This is a genomic window from Brevundimonas sp. (assembly GCF_041648055.1).
Lineage (GTDB): Bacteria > Pseudomonadota > Alphaproteobacteria > Caulobacterales > Caulobacteraceae > Brevundimonas.
This window is the reverse complement of the sequence record NZ_JBAZPS010000002.1, coordinates 25,436-43,021: the sequence shown is the minus strand read 5'-3', so window position 1 is coordinate 43,021 and position 17,586 is coordinate 25,436. Positions and strand designations below refer to the sequence as shown.

The 17,586-nt window shown below is 66.9% G+C and carries 19 protein-coding genes; 8 read left to right on the top strand and 11 right to left on the bottom strand.

Annotated elements, in window-relative coordinates:
- Positions 1–15: 15 nt before the first annotated feature.
- From amgK to WC585_RS06460, 3 genes are read right to left on the bottom strand one after another with little or no spacing between them, the layout of a single operon-like run.
- Positions 16–1,104 (bottom strand): N-acetylmuramate/N-acetylglucosamine kinase AmgK, encoded by a 1,089-nt coding sequence (gene amgK, locus WC585_RS06470; RefSeq protein WP_373256856.1) that lies wholly within the window; start codon positions 1,102–1,104, stop codon positions 16–18.
- Positions 1,097–1,564, bottom strand: a complete 468-nt coding sequence (tsaE, locus tag WC585_RS06465; protein WP_373256855.1) for a tRNA (adenosine(37)-N6)-threonylcarbamoyltransferase complex ATPase subunit type 1 TsaE — start codon at positions 1,562–1,564, stop codon at positions 1,097–1,099. The genes amgK and tsaE overlap by 8 nt, the downstream gene beginning before the upstream one ends.
- Entirely contained in the window at positions 1,561–2,427 is an 867-nt protein-coding gene (locus tag WC585_RS06460) for a GNAT family N-acetyltransferase (RefSeq protein WP_373256854.1), read from the bottom strand. The genes tsaE and WC585_RS06460 overlap by 4 nt, the downstream gene beginning before the upstream one ends.
- Before the next feature lie 104 nt (positions 2,428–2,531).
- On the opposite strand from WC585_RS06460, the gene WC585_RS06455 reads away from it, so the two are divergent.
- Positions 2,532–4,646 carry a prolyl oligopeptidase family serine peptidase gene (locus WC585_RS06455; RefSeq protein ID WP_373256853.1) on the top strand — a complete coding sequence of 705 codons (2,115 nt, stop codon included), beginning with the start codon at positions 2,532–2,534 and terminating at the stop codon, positions 4,644–4,646.
- A 110-nt stretch (positions 4,647–4,756) separates the two neighbouring features.
- Here WC585_RS06455 and WC585_RS06450 read toward each other — a convergent pair whose 3' ends face one another.
- The gene (locus WC585_RS06450; RefSeq protein ID WP_373256852.1) at positions 4,757–5,095 is read right to left on the bottom strand and encodes a hypothetical protein; all 339 of its coding nucleotides are present in this window, start codon (positions 5,093–5,095) and stop codon (positions 4,757–4,759) included.
- A gap of 212 nt (positions 5,096–5,307) precedes the next feature.
- Between WC585_RS06450 and WC585_RS06445 the strand changes: the two genes are divergently transcribed.
- Together WC585_RS06445 and WC585_RS06440 are read left to right on the top strand one after the other, a co-directional pair.
- Positions 5,308–6,159: an alpha/beta hydrolase gene (locus WC585_RS06445; RefSeq protein WP_373256851.1), complete on the top strand. Its 852-nt coding sequence runs from the start codon at positions 5,308–5,310 to the stop codon at positions 6,157–6,159.
- A gap of 110 nt (positions 6,160–6,269) precedes the next feature.
- Positions 6,270–7,715: an AMP nucleosidase gene (locus WC585_RS06440; RefSeq protein WP_373257181.1), complete on the top strand. Its 1,446-nt coding sequence runs from the start codon at positions 6,270–6,272 to the stop codon at positions 7,713–7,715.
- A gap of 1 nt (position 7,716) precedes the next feature.
- On the opposite strand, the gene WC585_RS06435 is transcribed toward WC585_RS06440, so the two are convergent.
- Positions 7,717–8,220, bottom strand: a complete 504-nt coding sequence (locus WC585_RS06435; protein WP_373256850.1) for a phasin family protein — start codon at positions 8,218–8,220, stop codon at positions 7,717–7,719.
- Between the two features lie 20 nt (positions 8,221–8,240).
- Positions 8,241–8,996 carry a creatininase family protein gene (locus tag WC585_RS06430; RefSeq protein ID WP_373256849.1) on the bottom strand — a complete coding sequence of 252 codons (756 nt, stop codon included), beginning with the start codon at positions 8,994–8,996 and terminating at the stop codon, positions 8,241–8,243.
- A gap of 116 nt (positions 8,997–9,112) precedes the next feature.
- Between WC585_RS06430 and nth the strand changes: the two genes are divergently transcribed.
- Positions 9,113–9,838, top strand: a complete 726-nt coding sequence (gene nth / locus WC585_RS06425; RefSeq protein ID WP_373257180.1) for an endonuclease III — start codon at positions 9,113–9,115, stop codon at positions 9,836–9,838.
- Here the strand turns inward: nth and WC585_RS06420 are convergent.
- The gene (locus WC585_RS06420) at positions 9,835–10,893 is read right to left on the bottom strand and encodes a serine hydrolase domain-containing protein (RefSeq protein ID WP_373256848.1); all 1,059 of its coding nucleotides are present in this window, start codon (positions 10,891–10,893) and stop codon (positions 9,835–9,837) included. The genes nth and WC585_RS06420 overlap by 4 nt on opposite strands.
- A 43-nt stretch (positions 10,894–10,936) precedes the next feature.
- Complete coding sequence (locus tag WC585_RS06415) at positions 10,937–11,821, bottom strand: RimK family alpha-L-glutamate ligase (RefSeq protein ID WP_373256847.1); 885 nt, start codon at positions 11,819–11,821, stop codon at positions 10,937–10,939.
- 45 nt (positions 11,822–11,866) lie between these two features.
- On the opposite strand from WC585_RS06415, the gene WC585_RS06410 reads away from it, so the two are divergent.
- Entirely contained in the window at positions 11,867–12,898 is a 1,032-nt protein-coding gene (locus WC585_RS06410) for an adenosine kinase (protein WP_373256846.1), read from the top strand.
- Here WC585_RS06410 and WC585_RS06405 read toward each other — a convergent pair.
- The 3 genes from WC585_RS06405 to WC585_RS06395 form a co-directional block, all read right to left on the bottom strand.
- Positions 12,885–13,430 (bottom strand): Smr/MutS family protein, encoded by a 546-nt coding sequence (locus WC585_RS06405; RefSeq protein ID WP_373256845.1) that lies wholly within the window; start codon positions 13,428–13,430, stop codon positions 12,885–12,887. The two genes, WC585_RS06410 and WC585_RS06405, sit on opposite strands and share 14 nt — an antisense overlap.
- A gap of 10 nt (positions 13,431–13,440) precedes the next feature.
- Complete coding sequence (locus WC585_RS06400; RefSeq protein WP_373256844.1) at positions 13,441–13,701, bottom strand: helix-turn-helix domain-containing protein; 261 nt, start codon at positions 13,699–13,701, stop codon at positions 13,441–13,443.
- Positions 13,702–13,791: 90 nt separating this feature from the next.
- A complete protein-coding gene (locus tag WC585_RS06395; RefSeq protein ID WP_373256843.1) occupies positions 13,792–14,355 on the bottom strand; it encodes a DUF2975 domain-containing protein in 564 nt (187 codons plus the stop codon).
- Positions 14,356–14,807: 452 nt separating this feature from the next.
- On the opposite strand from WC585_RS06395, the gene rdgB reads away from it, so the two are divergent.
- The 3 genes from rdgB (at position 14,808) to WC585_RS06380 (ending at position 17,333) form a co-directional block, all read left to right on the top strand.
- Positions 14,808–15,410: an RdgB/HAM1 family non-canonical purine NTP pyrophosphatase gene (gene rdgB, locus WC585_RS06390; protein WP_373256842.1), complete on the top strand. Its 603-nt coding sequence runs from the start codon at positions 14,808–14,810 to the stop codon at positions 15,408–15,410.
- A gap of 79 nt (positions 15,411–15,489) precedes the next feature.
- A complete protein-coding gene (gene hemW / locus WC585_RS06385) occupies positions 15,490–16,620 on the top strand; it encodes a radical SAM family heme chaperone HemW (RefSeq protein ID WP_373257179.1) in 1,131 nt (376 codons plus the stop codon).
- 65 nt (positions 16,621–16,685) lie between these two features.
- A complete protein-coding gene (locus tag WC585_RS06380; RefSeq protein WP_373256841.1) occupies positions 16,686–17,333 on the top strand; it encodes a TrmH family RNA methyltransferase in 648 nt (215 codons plus the stop codon).
- The last annotated feature ends 253 nt before the right edge of the window (positions 17,334–17,586 follow it).

Genomic DNA, 17,586 nt, shown 5'->3' with positions numbered 1-17,586 from the left:
TCTTTGGGGCTGTGCTCATCGGCGGCTGTCCTCAGGGAGGTGGCGGGCGAACCAGTCGCGGACCGACTCCAGCCCCGGCTTGTCGAGGTTGGCATTCAGGTGCCGCCACATGCGCGGCATGAAGGCGCGATAGCGCGGCTTGCCGTCGCGCACGATCAGGCGGGCAAAGATGCCCAGGATGCGGGCCTCGTTCAGGGCCGCCAGGCCGGCATAGTCGCGCATGAAGGCCTCGCGCTCGACCTGGGGCCGCAGGGCGAAATAATGGTCCAGTGCCCGGGCCTCTAGCGCAGGCGACACATCCCGCCGCGCATCCTGGAGCAGGGAGTGCAGGTCCCAGGACGGATGAGCCTTCACCGCGTCCTGAAAGTCGATCAGTCCGACCATGGCCGGTCCCGCCCGACCGTGCAGCCGGATCAGATTCTCTGCATGGTAATCCCGGTGCGCCATGACGGTCGCCTCGTCCTCGCCCCGCGCCACCACCGGAGCCCAGGCCGAGCGCCAGTCGTCGATGGCGGCGGCGTCGAAAGCGAGACCCGGCTCCAGTTGAGGCATCCACTCCGCGAACAGATCGGCCCCGCCCTGAAGCGCCGTCGCGTCGTAGGTCTGTAGCGACCACTCGCCCGCCGCCCCGGTCAGGACGTCCGGCGTCGGGGCGTCGTGCAGGGTCGCAAGGGCCTCGACCGCGGCCAGATAAAGCGGCTCTTCCGGTTCGCCGGCTTCGATGACGCGGGCGAACAGGTCGTCGCCGAAGTCTTCCAGCACAGCCAGCCCGGCAGGGGCATCGACCGCGATGATCTCTGGCGCGGACAGGCCCAGGCTTCGCAGATGCGCGGCAACGGCCGCGAAGGCTTCGATCCGCCCGGCGGACAGGCGGGCGGTGGCGTTCCAGCCGGAGGCGCGGCGTTGCTCGGGCGTCCAGGCGGGGTCGGCGGGCGGGCTCTCGGCCGAGGCAGCCTGGTCCATCAGCATCAGGGTGGTGCCCGACGGCAGGGTCAGCCGCTCGTAGCGGCGCGTGGACGCATCGCCAGGCAGGGGCGCGCGCACGGCCTCGCCCAGACCGGAGGCCTTCAGAAACTCGATGCGTTGATGCTCGCGGTCAGACATGCAGATCCTTCAACTTGGCTTCCCACGCCCCTACGCCAGAAACGGTCGCAACACGTCCGTCTCCGTCTTCGGATAAGGCGACGATCAGCTGGTCCGGCCCCAGCCAGGCGGCGGGATCGTCGCCCAGACGCTCAGGCCATTCGATGACGGCAAAGCCGGTGTCCAGCGCCTCGTCCAGCCCGATCTCGACGGCCTCTTCCGGCCGGGTCAGGCGGTAGAGATCGAAATGGGCGACCGGCGGCTCGCTGTCATAGAACTGAACCAGGGTGAAGGTCGGCGACGGCACATCCTCGTCGGGCTGCGTCAGGGCGCGGATCAGGCCTCGCGCCAGGGTCGATTTGCCCATACCCAGTGGGCCGTACAGAAGCAGGGCTTCACCGTGTCCCATGAGTGGGGCAAGCGTAGCGCCCAACCGTGTGGTGGCGTCGGCATCAGCGAGAGGAAGGGTCAGAAGGCTCATGCGAAATCCGCGTCGGGCTGGCCAGGCAGGACCCGTTCAGTGAAGGCCTTCAGCGCATAGGTCGCCTTGCCCGCGTCGATGTCCAGCCGTCGGGCCGGGATCGGCTTGCCGACCTTGAGCTGGAAGGCCCCGCGCTTCTTGTTGAGCAGTTCGTGAAACAGGGTGATGTCCCGCAGTTCCTGCGAGAACCGGTCGAACAGATGGAACAGTTTCGACGTCGGTCCCGCCACATGGATGGGCACCACGGGCGCATCGTATTTGCGGGCCAGGGACGCCGCCGTCTGGGCCCATTCCGGGTCGGTCAGGCTGCCATCCGGGCCGACGCGGGCCAGCCGGCCGGCGGGGAACATGACCACGCAGCGTTCCGCCTCGAACGCCTCCTTTGCGGCCTGGAGCGTGGCGCGGGTCTTCTCGCGCGTGCGCTTTTCGGTCACCCATTCGACCGGCACGATGGCCTCGCCCAGACGGGGAGCGACCCGCACGGCATCGGCATTGGCGAAGAAGATGGCGTCGTCTCGCCGTTTGCGCACCGCATCGAAGACGGCAATGCCATCGGCGATGCCCGTTGGATGATTGGCCACGATCAAACAGCGGCCGGTCGCGGGTATCCGCTCCAGATTCAGCGTCGAGACCCGCAGATCCAGCAGATTGCTGACGTGGTGCAGCGCCTCCTGCCCCGACAAGGGCAGGATCGCATCGGCCATCCGCACGGCATGCCGAAACCCCAGCACCCGGTACAACAGCGGCCGCACCGCCGGCCAGATGACCGATCGGGTCAGCTGCGGGGCCCGCTCGGCGATCAGCACCTCGCAGATGTGCGGTGCAGGCTTTGTCTTTAAGGGGGCCGAAGCGGTCGGGGTCATGCAGGTCCGGTTGTCGCCGTTTGCATGGGCCTCCGCAAGCGGCCCGGCTTTGACTGTGTGGATGACGGTGCTAGGCCAGTCGCCTGATCAAGGAGAACCGTCCGATGCGCCACCGCTCCCTGCTTGCCAGCGCCTGCTGCGCCCTGGCGCTCGTCGTTGCCGTCCCGGCCCTGGCCGAGGCCCCCGCCGCTGCGCCGCCTGCCGCAACGACATCCGCCCAGAGCCAGACGCCCTTCACCTACCAAGACATGATCCCGGCCAATCGCCTGGGCGATCCGCAGGTGTCGCCGGACGGGCGCTGGGTCGTCTATTCGGTGACAACCACCGATGTGGCGGCCAACAGCCGCGCCGGAGCCCTGCATGCCCTGGACCTGACCAATCCGGGCGAGCCCGTGCGTCTGGCGATCAATGAGGGCGGGGCCAATACGGCGCGTTGGGGCTCGGACGGAAAGCTGTACTTCCTGTCGGGCCGGTCCGGCTCCAGCCAGGTCTGGCGGGCCGAGGCGGACGGCACCGGACCGGTGCAGGTCACCGACCTGCCGACCGACGTCAACGCCTATCGCCTGAGCCCCGACGCGGGGCGTGTGGTGGTTTCCCTGGCCGTCTATCCCGAGGCCGAAACCCTGGCCGCCTCGGTCGAGCGCGCCCAGGCCGTGGCGGCCCAGAAGAACACCGGCCAGGTCTATGGCCGCATGTTCGTGCGCCACTGGGACACCTGGAACGACCACACCCAGAACCATCTGTTCGTTCAGGACATCGGTGCCACCGGTGCCGCGATCGGCGAGCCCGTCTGGGTCACGCGCGGCTTCGACGGCGACACCCCCTCCAAGCCCTTCGGCGACGAGAGCGAGTTCACCTTTGCGCCCGACGGCCAGTCCGTCGTCTTCGCCTCGCGCCAGGCCGGTCAGTCCGAGCCCTGGAGCACCAATTTCGACCTCTATCAGGTTTCTGTCTCGGCTCCGGGACAGCTGAACAACCTGACGGACGACAACGAGGCCTGGGACACCGGCCCGGTCTTTTCGCCCGACGGTCGTACCCTCGCCTATCGCGCCATGGCCCGCCCCGGCTTCGAGGCCGACAAATATGCCGTCTTCCTGCGCGATGTGGCCTCGGGGCAGGTGCGCCAGATCGCGGCCAACTGGGACCGTTCGGCGGATAGCCTGCAATGGTCGAAGGACGGCCAGACCCTGTACACGACGGCGGGCGACGTGGGTCAGACCCGGCTGTTCGCCATCGATGTGACATCAGGCTCCGTCGTGCCGATCACAGGCGAGGGTCATGTCTCGGCCTTCCAGCAGACGCCGTCCGGCTTCGTCTTCGCCCAGGACAGCCTGACCCGGCCCAGCGAGCTGTTCGTCAAGACGTTCCGGGGTCGCGAGATGCCGCGCCGCATCACCGATGTGAACTCGCAGCTGGACGAACGCGCCTTCGGCGCGGCCGAGCAGTTCACCTTCGCGGGCTGGAACGGCGAGGAGGTCCACGGCTATGTCATCAAGCCCGCCAATGCGGTGGAAGGTCAGAAGTATCCGGTCGCCTTCCTGATCCACGGTGGACCGCAAGGGTCGTTCGGCAACAGCTGGTCCTACCGCTGGAACCCTATGACCTATGCGGGTGCCGGCTATGCGGTGGTGATGATCGATTTCCACGGATCGACCGGCTACGGCCAGGCCTTCACCGATTCCATCAGCCAGCACTGGGGCGACCGCCCTTTGGAAGACCTGCAGAAGGGCTGGGCCGCCGCGCAGGAGAAGTACGACTTCATCGACGGCGAGAACGCCTGTGCGCTCGGCGCGTCATACGGCGGCTATATGATCAACTGGATCGCGGGCAACTGGGCCGGTGAGTTCAAATGCCTGGTCAATCACGACGGCGTCTTCGACACCTTCGGCATGGGCTATTCGACCGAGGAGCTGTGGTTCACCGAGTGGGAATATGGCGGCACGCCCTGGGAAAACCCGCGTGGGTATCAGGAATTCAACCCGGCCAACCACGTCCGCAACTGGCGCGACCCGATGCTGGTCATCCAGGGCGATCTGGATTTCCGCATCCCCACTGCCCAGAGCCTGTCGACCTTCACCGCCTTGCAACGGAAGGGGATCGACAGCCGGCTGGTGGTCTTCCCGGACGAGAACCACTGGGTGCTGCGCCCGGCCAACAGCCAGCAGTGGCACAACGAAGTGTTCGGCTGGCTGGACAAGTATCTGAAGCCGGCGGAGTGATCCGGGGCTGACAACAGCCAGAAGCCCCGCAGTCGACCGGACTGCGGGGCTTTTCTTTTTAGGACGCTATCTCTCGGCCCGCGGGACCTCGTTGCTTGAGCGCGCGCAAATTAGCGCGCGGCGATCGACCGGGTCAGATTGACGTAGCGATCGTGTTCGCGGGCGGTCATGCAGCGCGGCATGGACCAGGTCTCGCCCGTGCGGCGCACTTCGACGGCCTGGCGCGCGGTGATAAACACTGGCGCGGCACCATATTCGCGGGTGAAGGCGACGCGGGTGGCGGCGTCGGCGTCGCAGACCATAACGGCCCGCGGCTGGGCGACCTGTTGCGACGCGCGCGGGGCGGGCGGAAGCTGCGTCTGGTTCTGCGTCGAGAAGTTCTGGGCCAGGGCAGGGGCGGCGCTGGCCAGAACCAGCAGGGTGGCGGCGGAAACTGCGAACAAGCGCATCAGGAAATCCTCCAAATCATCCCGAATTCGCTCCGGGTTCGGACATAAGAATGCGCTCTTTTCTGCATTTGTAAAGTTTTGACGACAGTTTCGGGAATGAAAAATGACGCACGCGGCGAGTGTCGACCGGCAGGGCATTAATTTCGTTCGAGATTGAGCCGAAGCGCGGCTTCGTGCGTATCTGACGCGAAGCCGCATTCAACAGGACACCCATGACCCGAAGAGGCCTGTTCGCCCCCCTGCTGGGCCTTGCCGCCGCCGCCTGTTCGCCGCTATCGCTGCTGAATGCGGTCGGGCCGCGCGATCGCGGGGCCGGGCGGATCGCCCGGGACCTGCCCTACGGTGACGACCCGCGCCAAAGGATGGACGTCTATGCTCCGGCCCAGGCCGCGAACCTGCCCGTTCTGGTCTTCTTCTACGGCGGCGGCTGGGATTCCGGGGATCGCACCGTCTATGGCTGGGCGGCGCAGGCTCTGGCCGCGCGCGGCTTCGTCGTCTTTGTGCCTGACTACCGTCTGGTGCCCCAGGTCCACTTCCCGGCCTTCATCCAGGACGCGGCGGAGGCCACAGCCCGCGCGGGCGCGCTGGCTGCGACCTATGGCGGCGACCCGGCCCGCCTGGGCGTCATCGGCCATTCCGCCGGGGCCCATCTGGCCATGATGATCGCGCTGGACCGGCGCTACATGGCGGCCGTGGACCAGCCGACCCTGATCAAGGCGGCTGCGGGTCTGGCCGGACCCTATGAGTTCCTGCCCTTCGACGTGGCCGCCTCGCGCAATGCCTTTGGCCGCGCGCCCGACCCGACCCTGACCCAGCCGGTTACCTTCGCCCGCGCCGATGCGCCTCCCCTGTGGCTGGGCCACGGCACCGACGATGTCGTGGTGCATGACGAGGACACCACCATCCTGTGCGAACGGATGACCGCCGTCGGCGGACGCTGCGAGGCCAAACTCTATCCCGGCCTGAACCACGCCGACCTGATCGCGACCTTCTCTCCCCTGTTCCGCAAGAAGGCCCCCGTTCTGGACGACGTCACCGGCTTTATGCGCCGCGAGCTGGGCTGAACGCGCGCTCAAGCAGCGAGCAACCGCCTTGCGAGCGCTAGCGCCACAACAAAGCGTGGCCGTCTCGCCAAGGTCATCTTCTTCCGCTAGGGGAGATCATGACAAACACAATGACAGCCTCGACGCAGGCCCTGGCGGCACTGGACCGCCTCGAAACCCTCTACGCCCAATCCGTCGCGAACTTGCGCGCCGCCGTGGGCAGCTTCCTGAAAACCGGCGAACGCGCCGATGCCGAGGCCCGGGCCAAGGGCCTGTTCGCCTATCCCGAACTGCGGGTCAGCTGGTTCGGCGACCGGCCTGAAAACCTGGCCAGCCGCGCCTATGCCCGCCTGTCCAGGCCCGGCGTCTATGCGACCACCGTAACCCGGCCGGACCTGTACCGATCCTATCTGCTGGAACAGCTGACCCTGCTGGAACAGGACTATGGCGCGACATTCGAGGTGCGCCCGTCCGAACAGGAAATCCCGTTTCCCTATGTGATGGACGGCTCGGACGTCGTGCTGGACCGGACCCAGACCGCCGCCGTCGCCCGCTATTTCCCGACCACGGACCTGGCTCATATCGGCGACGAGATTTCCGACGGCCTGTTCGACCTGGGCAAGGACTTTCCGCTGGCCCAGTTCGACGGCCTGCGCACCGACTTCTCCCTGGCACGCCTGCGCCACTACACCGGCACACCGGTCGAGGACGTCCAGTCCTATGTGCTGTTCACCAACTACAACCGCTATGTCGACGAGTTCGTGCGCTGGGCCTGCGCCCAGCTGACCGACCCGGACAGCGCCTATGAGACCCTGTCCTGTGCAGGCGGCGTGGTACTGACGCGAGACACGCCGGATCTGGAGGCGGCGGCGATGGACGCGGCCTGGAAGAAGCACCAGATGCCGGCCTATCACCTGACGGCACCGGGCCATGCGGGTATCACCCTGGTCAACATCGGGGTCGGGCCTTCCAACGCCAAGACGATCTGCGACCACCTGGCCGTGACCCGCCCGCACGCCTGGATGATGATCGGCCACTGCGGCGGCCTGCGTCCCAGCCAGACGATCGGCGACTATGTCCTGGCCCACGCTTACTTGCGTGACGACCATGTGCTGGACGCGGTCCTGCCGCCGGACATTCCGATCCCTTCGATCGCCGAGGTCCAGCGCGCCCTGTACGACGCGGCCAAACAGGTGTCCGGCGCGCCGGGCGAAGAGGTCAAGCGTCGCCTGCGCACCGGCACGGTCGTGACCACCGACGACCGGAACTGGGAGCTGCGCTATTCCAAATCGGCGCTTCGCTTCAATCAGAGCCGCGCCGTCGCCATCGACATGGAAAGCGCGACCATCGCGGCCCAAGGTTATCGCTTCCGCGTCCCCTACGGCACGCTTCTCTGCGTGTCGGACAAGCCCCTGCATGGCGAGATCAAGCTGCCGGGCCAGGCCAACCGTTTCTACGAGGGCTCCATCTCGGAACACCTTCAGATCGGCATCCACGCCATCGACCTGCTGCGGGCCGAGGGTAACCGCCTGCACTCACGCAAGCTGCGCGCCTTCGACGAGCCGCCGTTCAGGTAGACTATTTCTTCAGCCGCCGGGCATTGGCCACCGCCGTGCGGTGGATGGGCTTCAGCGCCTCGGCCTGGCCCTTCAGCAGTTCGGTGTTGAGCGTCAGCATCTGGCCCGCCGCCCGGCTCCACCAGCCCAGGGCATAGCTGACTTGCGCCTGCATGGCCGCCGCCGGGGTCGAGGCCCCGGCGATAGCCGAAGCGGCGCGGCTGGCCAGGCCCGCCTCGGTGACGGCATTGGCGTTCAGCCGCTGGCCGATGTCGCCGAAAGTCTTGCCCATAGCCGCCGCGGATTCCGACAGGGCCTCGACCTTTTCGCTGCTCATCAGCGACATTTCCTTCAGGTCGACCTTGGCCGGATCGGTCATGCCATCGGCCATGATCTTCATCCGGGCGGCGATCACGTCGCCGGCCGCGCTCAGCATTTCGCCGCCGGACAGGGCCGTGTGGCTGGCCGAACTGGCGTTACGGGTCAGCTTGCGGCCGGTTTTCACGGCGCGATCGATCTGTGTCATGGCTCAGCCCTGCGCCTCATTCAGGCCTCCGGCAAGACCTCGTTGGAGAAGTCGGCCACATCCTTGAGCAGGGCGGGCACGGCGGCATCGATGATGGTCTGGCCCTTTTCCGGACTGGCCTGGGCCGGATCGGAGCCGATGCGGCCGTCGGGGAAGCGGGCGCGATAGTCCAGCGCGTCCCGGATTGGGCCAATGGGCGCGATCTGCGGGCTGTACGGAGCAGACTTGATGTGGTCCGGATAGGCGGCCTGGGTCACCGCGATCTCGGACGGGGTCGCATGCATGCCGTGGCCGGTCGGGAAGATGCGATTGCACAGGCTGTTGACGCCCGGCAGGTCCCACCAGTTCTTCAGCTTCAGCACGAACGGAGGCCGCTCCTCGACAAAGCTCCACTCCGCATAGATCTCGGCGAAGGTCGCCTCGATCGTGGCGACATTGCCGCCGTGCCCATTCAGGAAATAGATCCGTTCGAACCCGTGCCGGCTCAGCGACGACACCCAGTCGGTGATTGCGGCCATGAAGGTCGAGGGGCGGAGCGAGATGGTCCCCGCAAAGGCCAGATGATGCTGGGCCATGCCGATGTTGAAGGTCGGGGCGACCACCAGATTCTCATCGGCCTGCTCCGCCGCATGGGCGATGATCTCGGGACACATCCAGTCCGTGCCCAGAAGACCGGTCGGCCCGTGCTGCTCGTTGGAGCCGATCGGCACCACGACCGTCTTCGTCTGTTTCAGCCGCGCATCGATCTCGGGCCAGGACGACAGATGGATCAGCATGGGCGACGCTCCTTAAACAACAATGGGTGCGGTTTAGGCCGATTGCCGGACGTGGCCAACCGCGAACGGCCCGCCTTCGGCTTGACCCGGAAGCCGTGCACGGCGAAGCCATGATCATGCCCCCCGTGCCTAAGCCCTCAACGCCCCGCTCGAAGACGCCCAAGCGCGCGCCCCGCGCCCTGGGCTGGCCGCCGGACGAAGATCGGGTCGAGACGATCTTCCAGCGGCTGGCGGCCATCATGCCGGAGCCGAAGACCGAGCTGGATTTCGTCGACCCCTTCACCCTGGTCGTCGCCGTCGCCCTGTCGGCCCAGGCGACGGACGTCTCGGTCAACAAGGCCACGGACAAATTGTTCAAGGTCGCCGACACGCCCGCAAAGATGCTGGCCCTGGGGGAGGAGGGGCTGGTGCCCTACATCGCCTCCATCGGCCTGTATCGCGGCAAGGCGAGGAACGTCATCGCCCTCAGCCGGATCGTGCTGGAGCAGCATGGCGGGGTCGTGCCGCTGAACCGCGCCGATCTTCAGGCCCTGCCCGGCGTGGGGCGCAAGACGGCCAGCGTAGTGCTGAACGAGCTGGGCATCGAGCCCGCCATCGCGGTGGACACCCATGTGTTCCGCGTCTCGCACCGCCTGGGTCTGGCCAATGCCGCCACGCCGGACAAGGTCGAGGCTCAGTTGCACAAGGTCGTGCCTGCCGCCTGGCTGCCCAAGGCGCATCACTGGCTGATCCTGCACGGCCGCTACACCTGCACGGCGCGCAAACCGAAGTGCGCAGCCTGCGTGATCTCCGACCTGTGCCCGTCGCGCGGCGACCTGATGGCGTCAGGAGAGGCGGCCTAGGCCCCGCGCTCGGCGGCCGGGATAAAGCCATTGGCCAGCAGCGCATGCAGGGCCTGGACGTGGCCGTCGCGCGCCTCGACCGGGGCGGAGTCTGACGTCATCACCACCGTCAGCCGCAGGTCCGGCACGACAAAGACCATCTGGCCGCCATAGCCCCAGGCATAGAAGACATCGTGGCCGCGCGCCTTGCGCATCCACCAGCCATAGCCGTGGCCGTCGCCCGTCCAGCGCGAATTTCCGCGCGGCTCCCACGACGCCTCGACCCAGCCCTCGGGCAGGACCCGGACGCCCTCATGCAGGCCGTCGTTGCGATACAGTTCACCGAACGCCAGCAGGGCGCGCGGCGACAGGCGCATCTCATTGCCGCCGAAATAGATCCCCTGCGGATCGGCGGGCCATTCGGGAATGGTCAGACCCAACGGCTCACCGAGCAGTTCGCGCGTCAGGGCCAGGGTGGATCGTCCCGACGCCCGGGTCAGCACCGCCGAGGTCAGGTGAGAGGTGCCGGTGGAATAGATCAGCGTCCCGCCAGGATCGCTCTCGAACGGCTGGGCCAGGGCGTAGCGGACCCAGTCCCGGCTGGACACCCAGGCCCCGTAGTTGGCCCCCGAGGTCGAGGCCAGCCCCGCCCGCATCGACAGAAGATGGCCCACCGTCAGGGCATTCAGGCGTGGATCGGGATCGGCCGGAAACCGGTCGGACAGGAAAGGCGCGACGGTCTGGTCCACCCCGGTCAGCAGGCCCTTTCCGATCGCTGCCCCGGCGACGGCGGCCAGGACGGACTTTGAGGCGGACTTGACGTTGACCGCCGTATCCAGCCCCGGCCCGCGCAACACCTCCTCGACCAGGGGCCGGCCGTCCCGCGCCACGATCAGGGCGCGCATCTTGGGCAGATCACGCGCCGCCTCGACCGCCGCCGCCGTCAGGGCGGCATCCAGACCTTCTGTGCGAGGGGCAGACGCCGGGGCAGGCACCGTCGACTGGCCACAGGCGACCAGAGGTACGGACAGGGCGGGCAGGCTCAGGCCGGCGGCGAGGAGATGTCGGCGTTTCATGCCCATCGACATGGGGACGCCGACCCGTCCGCGACAGGCGACCTCACGCCGCAGCCTGGGCCAGCCTGGCCTTGACCGCCTGCGCGAACCGCCGTCCGCCCTCGGGCGCGGAGCCCAGGTAGAAGTCCGGCTCGATCAGCTCCGCCTCCATCAGCAGCCAGCCGCCATTGGGACCGCGCGCCATGTCGATGCGGGCATACAGCAGGTCCTCGTCGATCGCGGCCAGCGTCTGCTGCGCCAGGTCCCAGGCCCACTCGGGCGGCTCGGGCAGGGCGACATACTGACCGCCGTACTGGACCTGAATGCGGAAGTCGCCGTTGACGGGCCGCTTGTTGACCACATGGCTGAGCTGACCGCCGAAGATCAGCAGGGAGATCTCCCCCTCCGTTTCGATGGACGGCAGATAAGGCTGGATCATCGCCGCCCCGTCGGGCGCGCCCAGCATCTGTTCGCCGCGCGACAGACGCAGGGTCTGCCAGGCCCCGCCGGAGACACGCGGCTTGACCACCACCGTCTCGGTGCCGAACCGGTCGAAGGCGGCATCGACATTCGCCTGGGTCACGCCCTCGACCCACTGCGTCTGGGGCATGGCCACGCCGCGCTCGGCCAGCCGCCGCAGATAGGATTTGTCCGAATTCCACCTCAGGACCGACGGCGGGTTCAGCATCCGTACCCCCGCGGCCTCCCAGGTGGCGCAGGCCTGCACCCACCGCGCATGATCGCGGTGATAGCCCCAGACGATCAGCGGCAGGACCAGCGGAAACGCCGCCAGCCGCGATCCATCCTCGATGTGGTCCGTCCAGGGCATCGGCTCGACCGTGATCCCCTCCAGCGCCAGCGCAGCCTGCAACCTTTCCAGTACGCCCGGCCACTGGCCCGCATAGGACGGATCGGACGGGTCGGGGGTCAGGACGGCGATCTGGGTCATGGCGGCGATCTAGCGCGAAAGCCCCGCGCCGGGTAAGGCCTCGCGATGACCCAAACCTCTCTGCCTATCCGTTTCGACGTCTGCGCCGTCGGCAATGCCATCGTCGATGTGCTGGCCCCCTGCGACGACGCCTTCCTGAACGCCCAGGGCCTGACGCCTGGCTCGATGCAGCTGGTTGATGCGAAGCAAAGCGCGGCCCTCTATGATGCCATGGCGGCGGGCGTCGAGGCCTCGGGCGGATCGGCGGGCAATACCGTGGCGGGCGTCGGCTCCTTCGGCGGACGCGCGGCCTATGTGGGCAAGGTGGCAGACGACACCCTGGGCGGCGTCTTCACCCACGACATCCGCGCCGCCGGCGTGGCGTTTAACAGCCCGGTCCTGACCGGCGGGGCCGAACAGGGTCTGGGCACCGGTCGCTGCCTGATCAATGTCACGCCGGACGGGCAACGCACAATGTGCACCTTTCTGGGGGCCGCCAACCAGCTGTCGGCCGACGACATCGACGCCGAACAGATCGCGGCCTCGGCCATCGTCTATCTGGAGGGCTATCTGTTCGACCCGGCCCCGGCCCGTGCCGCCTTCGAGGCCGCCGCCGCTGCCGCCCACGCGGCAGGCCGCAGGGTCGCCATCACCCTGTCCGACACCTTCGTCGTCGCCCGCTGGCGTGCCGAACTGCTGGCCTTCATCGAGGCGTCGGCCGACATCGTCCTGGCCAATGAGGCCGAGCTGGCCGCCCTGTTCGAAACAGATGATTTCGACGCCGCCGCCGCCCGCCTGGCCTCCATGACGGAAGTCGCCGCCATCACGCGCGGGCCCGAGGGCTCGGTTCTGCTGTCCGGCGACGAACGGGTCGAGGTCGCCGCCTTCCCGGTCGATAAGGTCATCGATACCACCGGCGCAGGCGATCAGTACGCCGCCGGGGTCCTGCTGGGCCTCGCGCGCGGCCTGTCGCTGAAGGAGGCGGGTACGCTGGGGTCGCTGGCGGCGGCGGAAGTCATCGCCCACTGGGGACCGCGACCCATGACGTCGTTGGAAGCGCTGGCGAAGGACGCGGGACTGACCCTCACCCCCGCCTGATCGTCACATAAAGCGCCCCGTCGCCCCCGTGGTGGCGTGCCGCCGGGGCGAAGCCGGAGACGACCCCGCGCAGGGCCGGGCCGGTCAGCCACTCATGGACCGAGCCCCGGATCACGCCGGTGCCGCCGCGTCGCCCCTGACCGGTGATCACCAGCACCGAGCGATAGCCGCGCGCCTGCGCCCCCATCAGGAAGGCGGTCAGGGCGTCCTGCGCCTGGAACCGGCCATAGCCGTGCAGGTCGATCCGCGCCTCGATCGGATCGCGCTCGCGCGACAGACGCCGCTGGCGGCGCGGCTCCAGAACCTCCGGCACGCTACGGGAGGCGGGGGGAGATACGGCTGGAGAAAAGGACGGCACCGGCCGGGGCGCAGCCTTGCCCTTGCCGGTGGGATGGGGAGCCGCTGGAGGATCGGGCTGGACCGCCCCGACGACGATGCGCGGAGCCTTCTTCGGCCGTGACGGCGTCACCGACCCGGCCACGCGGGACCAGATATGCCGGTCGTCGGGGCTCAGATCATCGCGTCTGGTCACGAGGCGGGGCTCATGTCGTGCCGGAGGCGGTCCCGTCGGCATCCTCGTCCGAACCCTGATCCTGCGGCCCCGGCGCATAGGCCAGCAGGTCGCCGGGCTGGCAGTCCAGTTCGCGGCACAGGGCGTCCAGGGTGGTGAACCGCACGGCGCGCGCCTTGCCCGTCTTCAGGATCGACAGATTGGCCAGGGTCACGCCCACGCGATCGGCCAACTCGGTCAGCGACATGCGCCGTTCGAGCAGGATGCGGTCAAGCTGGATGCGGATGGCCATGATGTCTCTCTATCTAACGGCAATCATCGGGTCGACCCGAGGGGCGGCGCGAAGCGTCAGAAGGGCGGAGCCTTCTGACCGCGCTGCCAGTTAAATGGTCAGTTCGGATTCGCGGCGCAGGCGCGCCCCTTCGCGGAAAATCTGCGCCAGCACGGTCACCACCAGAACGGAAAAGGCGGGCGTCACCAGGTCGAACAGACTGGGCGCTTCCATAGCGCCTCGCACCAGGCGCGACACAAGGCTCTGGCCAATCCACGCGCCGCCGGTCACGACGGCCAGGATGAAGCCGATCTGCTTGAGGCGCCCGGTATTGGCAGGATGAAAGGGGTCGCCGATGCGCAGTGTCTGCACGATCTGGCGCAGATGCCTGAGAATGAGGGTAAATCCGCCCAGGTAGGCACAGGCCGCGCCGACACCGAACAATATGTAGGCCCGGCCTACGGGAACCTGCGTGTCCCTGAACGTCAGGTTCAGTTGCTCAAGAGGCAAAAACACGAGAAAAATGAAGACAGCGGTGACGGCGATGGTCACCAGGGCCAGGATCCAGAAGGCGGCCCCAAGGGCTACGCTCAACAGGCTGGTCATCGAACCGAGGGACAGGCCGGGAACACGAGTTCGGCGATTCACCGGAAATTTCAGTCTCGGCAGGCGCATGCAGTAAGGCCTATTCGTCGTCAGGCCGGGGCAGAGGGCGAGGATGCCGCGCGGGGTCCGGCGAACCCACACGCGGTCTTAACTCTCGCGCTTGTCATGCCGATCGTCAAAGCTCCGTTTTGTTCTTACAGGCCTTGGACGAGCGTCGCGATCAGGGCGACCGGCAGGGCGGCGAGCAGCATTGTGTTGATCACGCCGTGGCCGATCTTTTCGATGAAGTAGGAAGCGTTCATGGTGTTCATTGTCGTTCTCCGTTGATCCTGAGTGAGGGATGTTTTCACCCCTCGTTTTGTTTCCGCTGCATCGATCTTGCCGTTATCGGCTAGATCGGAGAACGTCGCGGCGTCCGTCCTTGAAACAATAGATAGGCCGTGCGCTGAACGAAGTCATGTTACATATCGTTTAACGATATTAAACTTTGGCAATGGATTGTAACCGAGCGGGTGAAGACGATGAATCTGAAGCTAATCAAGGGGATGCGTCTGGTCCTGGCGACACACAATCCCGGCAAGGTGCCCGAGATCGAGGCCCTGCTGGGCGGACATTACAGCGTCGTCACCGCCGGCAGCCTGAACCTGCCCGAACCGGACGAGACCGAGAGCACCTTCGTGGGTAATGCCCTGCTGAAGGCGCGCCATGCGGCGGACCTGGCGGGAGAGGTCGCCATTGCCGACGATTCCGGCCTGTCGATCGCGGCGCTGGACGGCGCCCCCGGCATCTTCTCCGCCCGCTGGGCAGGGCCGGACAAGGATTTCGCCTTTGCCATGAAGAAGGTCGAGCAGCGGCTGGAGGAAATCGGCGCGCATGACCGCAGCGCCTGGTTCACCTCGGCCCTGGCCGTGGCCTGGCCGAACGGTCCGGCCGTGGTGGTCGAGGGCCGCGTCGACGGCATCCTGACATTCCCGCCCCGGGGCACGCGGGGCTTCGGCTATGACCCCATCTTCATCCCCGAGGGCCACGACCAGACCTTCGGCGAGCTGGACCCCGCCTTCAAGGATTCCATCAGCCACCGCGCCCGGGCCTTCGAAAAGCTGCGGGATGCGTTGATTGACTGACGCCGTCACCAACGCGGTCAATCCTGTCGCTCAAGCAGCGAGTGACCGCGTCGCGAGCGTTAGCGACCCCAAAGACCATCTGGCCCTCTACGTCCACTGGCCCTACTGCGCGCGCATCTGCCCCTATTGCGATTTCAACGTCGTGCGCGACCGGGGGCGGGATCAGGAACAGGCCGGTCTGGTGGAGGCGATCCTGGCCGATCTGGAGGCGCAGGCCGCCCTGATTGGTCCGCGCCGTCTGGCCTCCATCTTCTTCGGCGGCGGTACGCCCTCTCTGCTGGACCCGGACGCCGTGGCCCGCATCATCGCCGCCGCCACGGGCCGGTTCGCTCCCCTCGGCCCCATCGAGATCACGCTGGAGGCCAATCCCACGGATGCCGAGGCCGACCGGTTCGCGGCCCTGAGAGACGCCGGCATCAACCGCCTGTCGATGGGGGTCCAGGCGCTGGACAATGAGGCGCTCAGGTTTCTGGGCCGCAACCATTCGGCGGACGAGGCCCGGCGCGCCGTCGCCGTCGCCGCCCGCGCCTTCGACCGACTGTCGATCGACCTGATCTATGCCCGCCCCGGCCAGACGGTGGCCGGCTGGACCGAGGACCTGACCCAGGCGCTCGATCTGGGGTTCGAGCACATCTCCCCCTATCAACTGACCATCGAACCCACGACCGCCTTCGGCCGCGCCGTCGCGCGCGGCGCCTGGTCGCCGCCGGATGAGGATCTGGCCGCAGACCTCTATGAGACGACGCAGATCGTGCTTCAGGCCGCCGGCTTCGAAGCCTATGAGGTGTCCAACCACGCGCGCGGCGTCGCGGCCCGCTCCAGCCACAACCTGCATGTCTGGCGCGGCGGCGACTATCTGGGCCTCGGTCCCGGCGCCCACGGCCGCCTGACCCTGGACGGCGTCCGCACCGCCACCGTCGCCCACCGGGGCATCGCCGACTATGTCACCGGCGTCGCGGCCGGTACCCCCTGGAGCGAGCAACAGCCCCTCTCCCCCACCGACGCCGCCGAGGAAAAGGTCCTGCTGGGTTTGCGCACAGTCGAAGGTCTGGCGCTGGCGGAGCTGGCGACGCTGGGCCGAAAAGTTGAGGCGGGGCCGCTGGCAGACCTGATCGCAGACGGGTTTCTGGAGGTCGAGACCGGACAGGTCCGCGCGACGGCGACGGGGCGGCCTGTATTGGACGGGGTGCTAAAAGTCTTGCTCACATAAACGTAGACGGGCGCCGAGTCAGTTTCGCGTGGCAAGATCACCCAAAGCAGCGCTAGTCATAAGCGATGGAAGATACCGCCACCTCAAAACGATCGGTTCGCGCGAAGGCGGATGCCATCAAGCCGTTTCGCTGCAAGAATCTCATCGCAGTGATCGAAGACCCAGCCGACATAAAGAATATCGGAACGGTCATTCGAAACGTGAACGCGCTCGGCGTTGAGAAAGTCTACGTGGTCGATCCGCGCCGTGCCTTGCCCGACGATTGGCAGGAGTTGCGCAGCGACAGGGCCATCTCCAAGATTTCGGTTTCGGCAGTGAAGTGGACTTTCGTGAAGCGCTTCGACAGCACAGACGAGTGCTTCGACTATCTCGAAAAGAAGGGCTTCGTGTCCATCGTCACCTCACCCCATGTGAAGGGCAAGACGAGCCTGTATCTGGACGACGGTGACTACACGGTCCACGCCAAACTGGCAGTATGGTTCGGAAGTGAGTCCATTGGCATCAGCGAGCGCGCGGTGGAACGCAGCGCCATGTGCGTCAGTGTCCCCATGTTCGGCATGATCGAAAGTCTCAACCTTGGGACGAGCTCGGGTATCGTTATCTACGAGGTCGCAAAGCAACGCCGCCGCTATCAAAGCCAGTTCAGGATGCGCAATCGCCGTGGCGAACGTGATGAGCCGCTTCCAACGGTCATGGCGATCAAGCAAGCCTGAGCGACACCCGGTTTTTATGACCATGGTTTCGGCCGAAAAGCCGAAGCCTTTTGCGGTGGCAGCGGTGTAATCCGGACCCTGATCCTCCCGTCCCTTCGCGCCTGTGAATGGAGACACTGGACCCTCAGGTCCGGCGCAAGGGCCGCTTTCTCCTCACCACACTCTCCAGCCGGGGTATAATCCTCGTCTGAACCTGCCGGACCCTGTCCGCGCGGGATTCAGTCGGCCTTTGACACGTCGATCTCCTCTGTTG

Coding starts and splice junctions, on each gene's coding strand:
- WC585_RS06455 (WP_373256853.1), top strand. CDS start 2,532: ATGCGCCACCGCTCCCTGCTTGCCAGCGCCTGCTGCGCCCTGGCGCTC.
- WC585_RS06445 (WP_373256851.1), top strand. CDS start 5,308: ATGACCCGAAGAGGCCTGTTCGCCCCCCTGCTGGGCCTTGCCGCCGCC.
- tsaE (WP_373256855.1), bottom strand. CDS start 1,564: ATGAGCCTTCTGACCCTTCCTCTCGCTGATGCCGACGCCACCACACGG.
- WC585_RS06415 (WP_373256847.1), bottom strand. CDS start 11,821: ATGACCCAGATCGCCGTCCTGACCCCCGACCCGTCCGATCCGTCCTAT.
- WC585_RS06410 (WP_373256846.1), top strand. CDS start 11,867: ATGACCCAAACCTCTCTGCCTATCCGTTTCGACGTCTGCGCCGTCGGC.
- WC585_RS06460 (WP_373256854.1), bottom strand. CDS start 2,427: ATGACCCCGACCGCTTCGGCCCCCTTAAAGACAAAGCCTGCACCGCAC.
- WC585_RS06450 (WP_373256852.1), bottom strand. CDS start 5,095: ATGCGCTTGTTCGCAGTTTCCGCCGCCACCCTGCTGGTTCTGGCCAGC.
- amgK (WP_373256856.1), bottom strand. CDS start 1,104: ATGTCTGACCGCGAGCATCAACGCATCGAGTTTCTGAAGGCCTCCGGT.
- WC585_RS06440 (WP_373257181.1), top strand. CDS start 6,270: ATGACAGCCTCGACGCAGGCCCTGGCGGCACTGGACCGCCTCGAAACC.
- WC585_RS06435 (WP_373256850.1), bottom strand. CDS start 8,220: ATGACACAGATCGATCGCGCCGTGAAAACCGGCCGCAAGCTGACCCGT.
- WC585_RS06420 (WP_373256848.1), bottom strand. CDS start 10,893: ATGAAACGCCGACATCTCCTCGCCGCCGGCCTGAGCCTGCCCGCCCTG.
- WC585_RS06395 (WP_373256843.1), bottom strand. CDS start 14,355: ATGCGCCTGCCGAGACTGAAATTTCCGGTGAATCGCCGAACTCGTGTT.
- rdgB (WP_373256842.1), top strand. CDS start 14,808: ATGAATCTGAAGCTAATCAAGGGGATGCGTCTGGTCCTGGCGACACAC.
- WC585_RS06380 (WP_373256841.1), top strand. CDS start 16,686: ATGGAAGATACCGCCACCTCAAAACGATCGGTTCGCGCGAAGGCGGAT.
- nth (WP_373257180.1), top strand. CDS start 9,113: ATGCCCCCCGTGCCTAAGCCCTCAACGCCCCGCTCGAAGACGCCCAAG.
- WC585_RS06400 (WP_373256844.1), bottom strand. CDS start 13,701: ATGGCCATCCGCATCCAGCTTGACCGCATCCTGCTCGAACGGCGCATG.
- WC585_RS06430 (WP_373256849.1), bottom strand. CDS start 8,996: ATGCTGATCCATCTGTCGTCCTGGCCCGAGATCGATGCGCGGCTGAAA.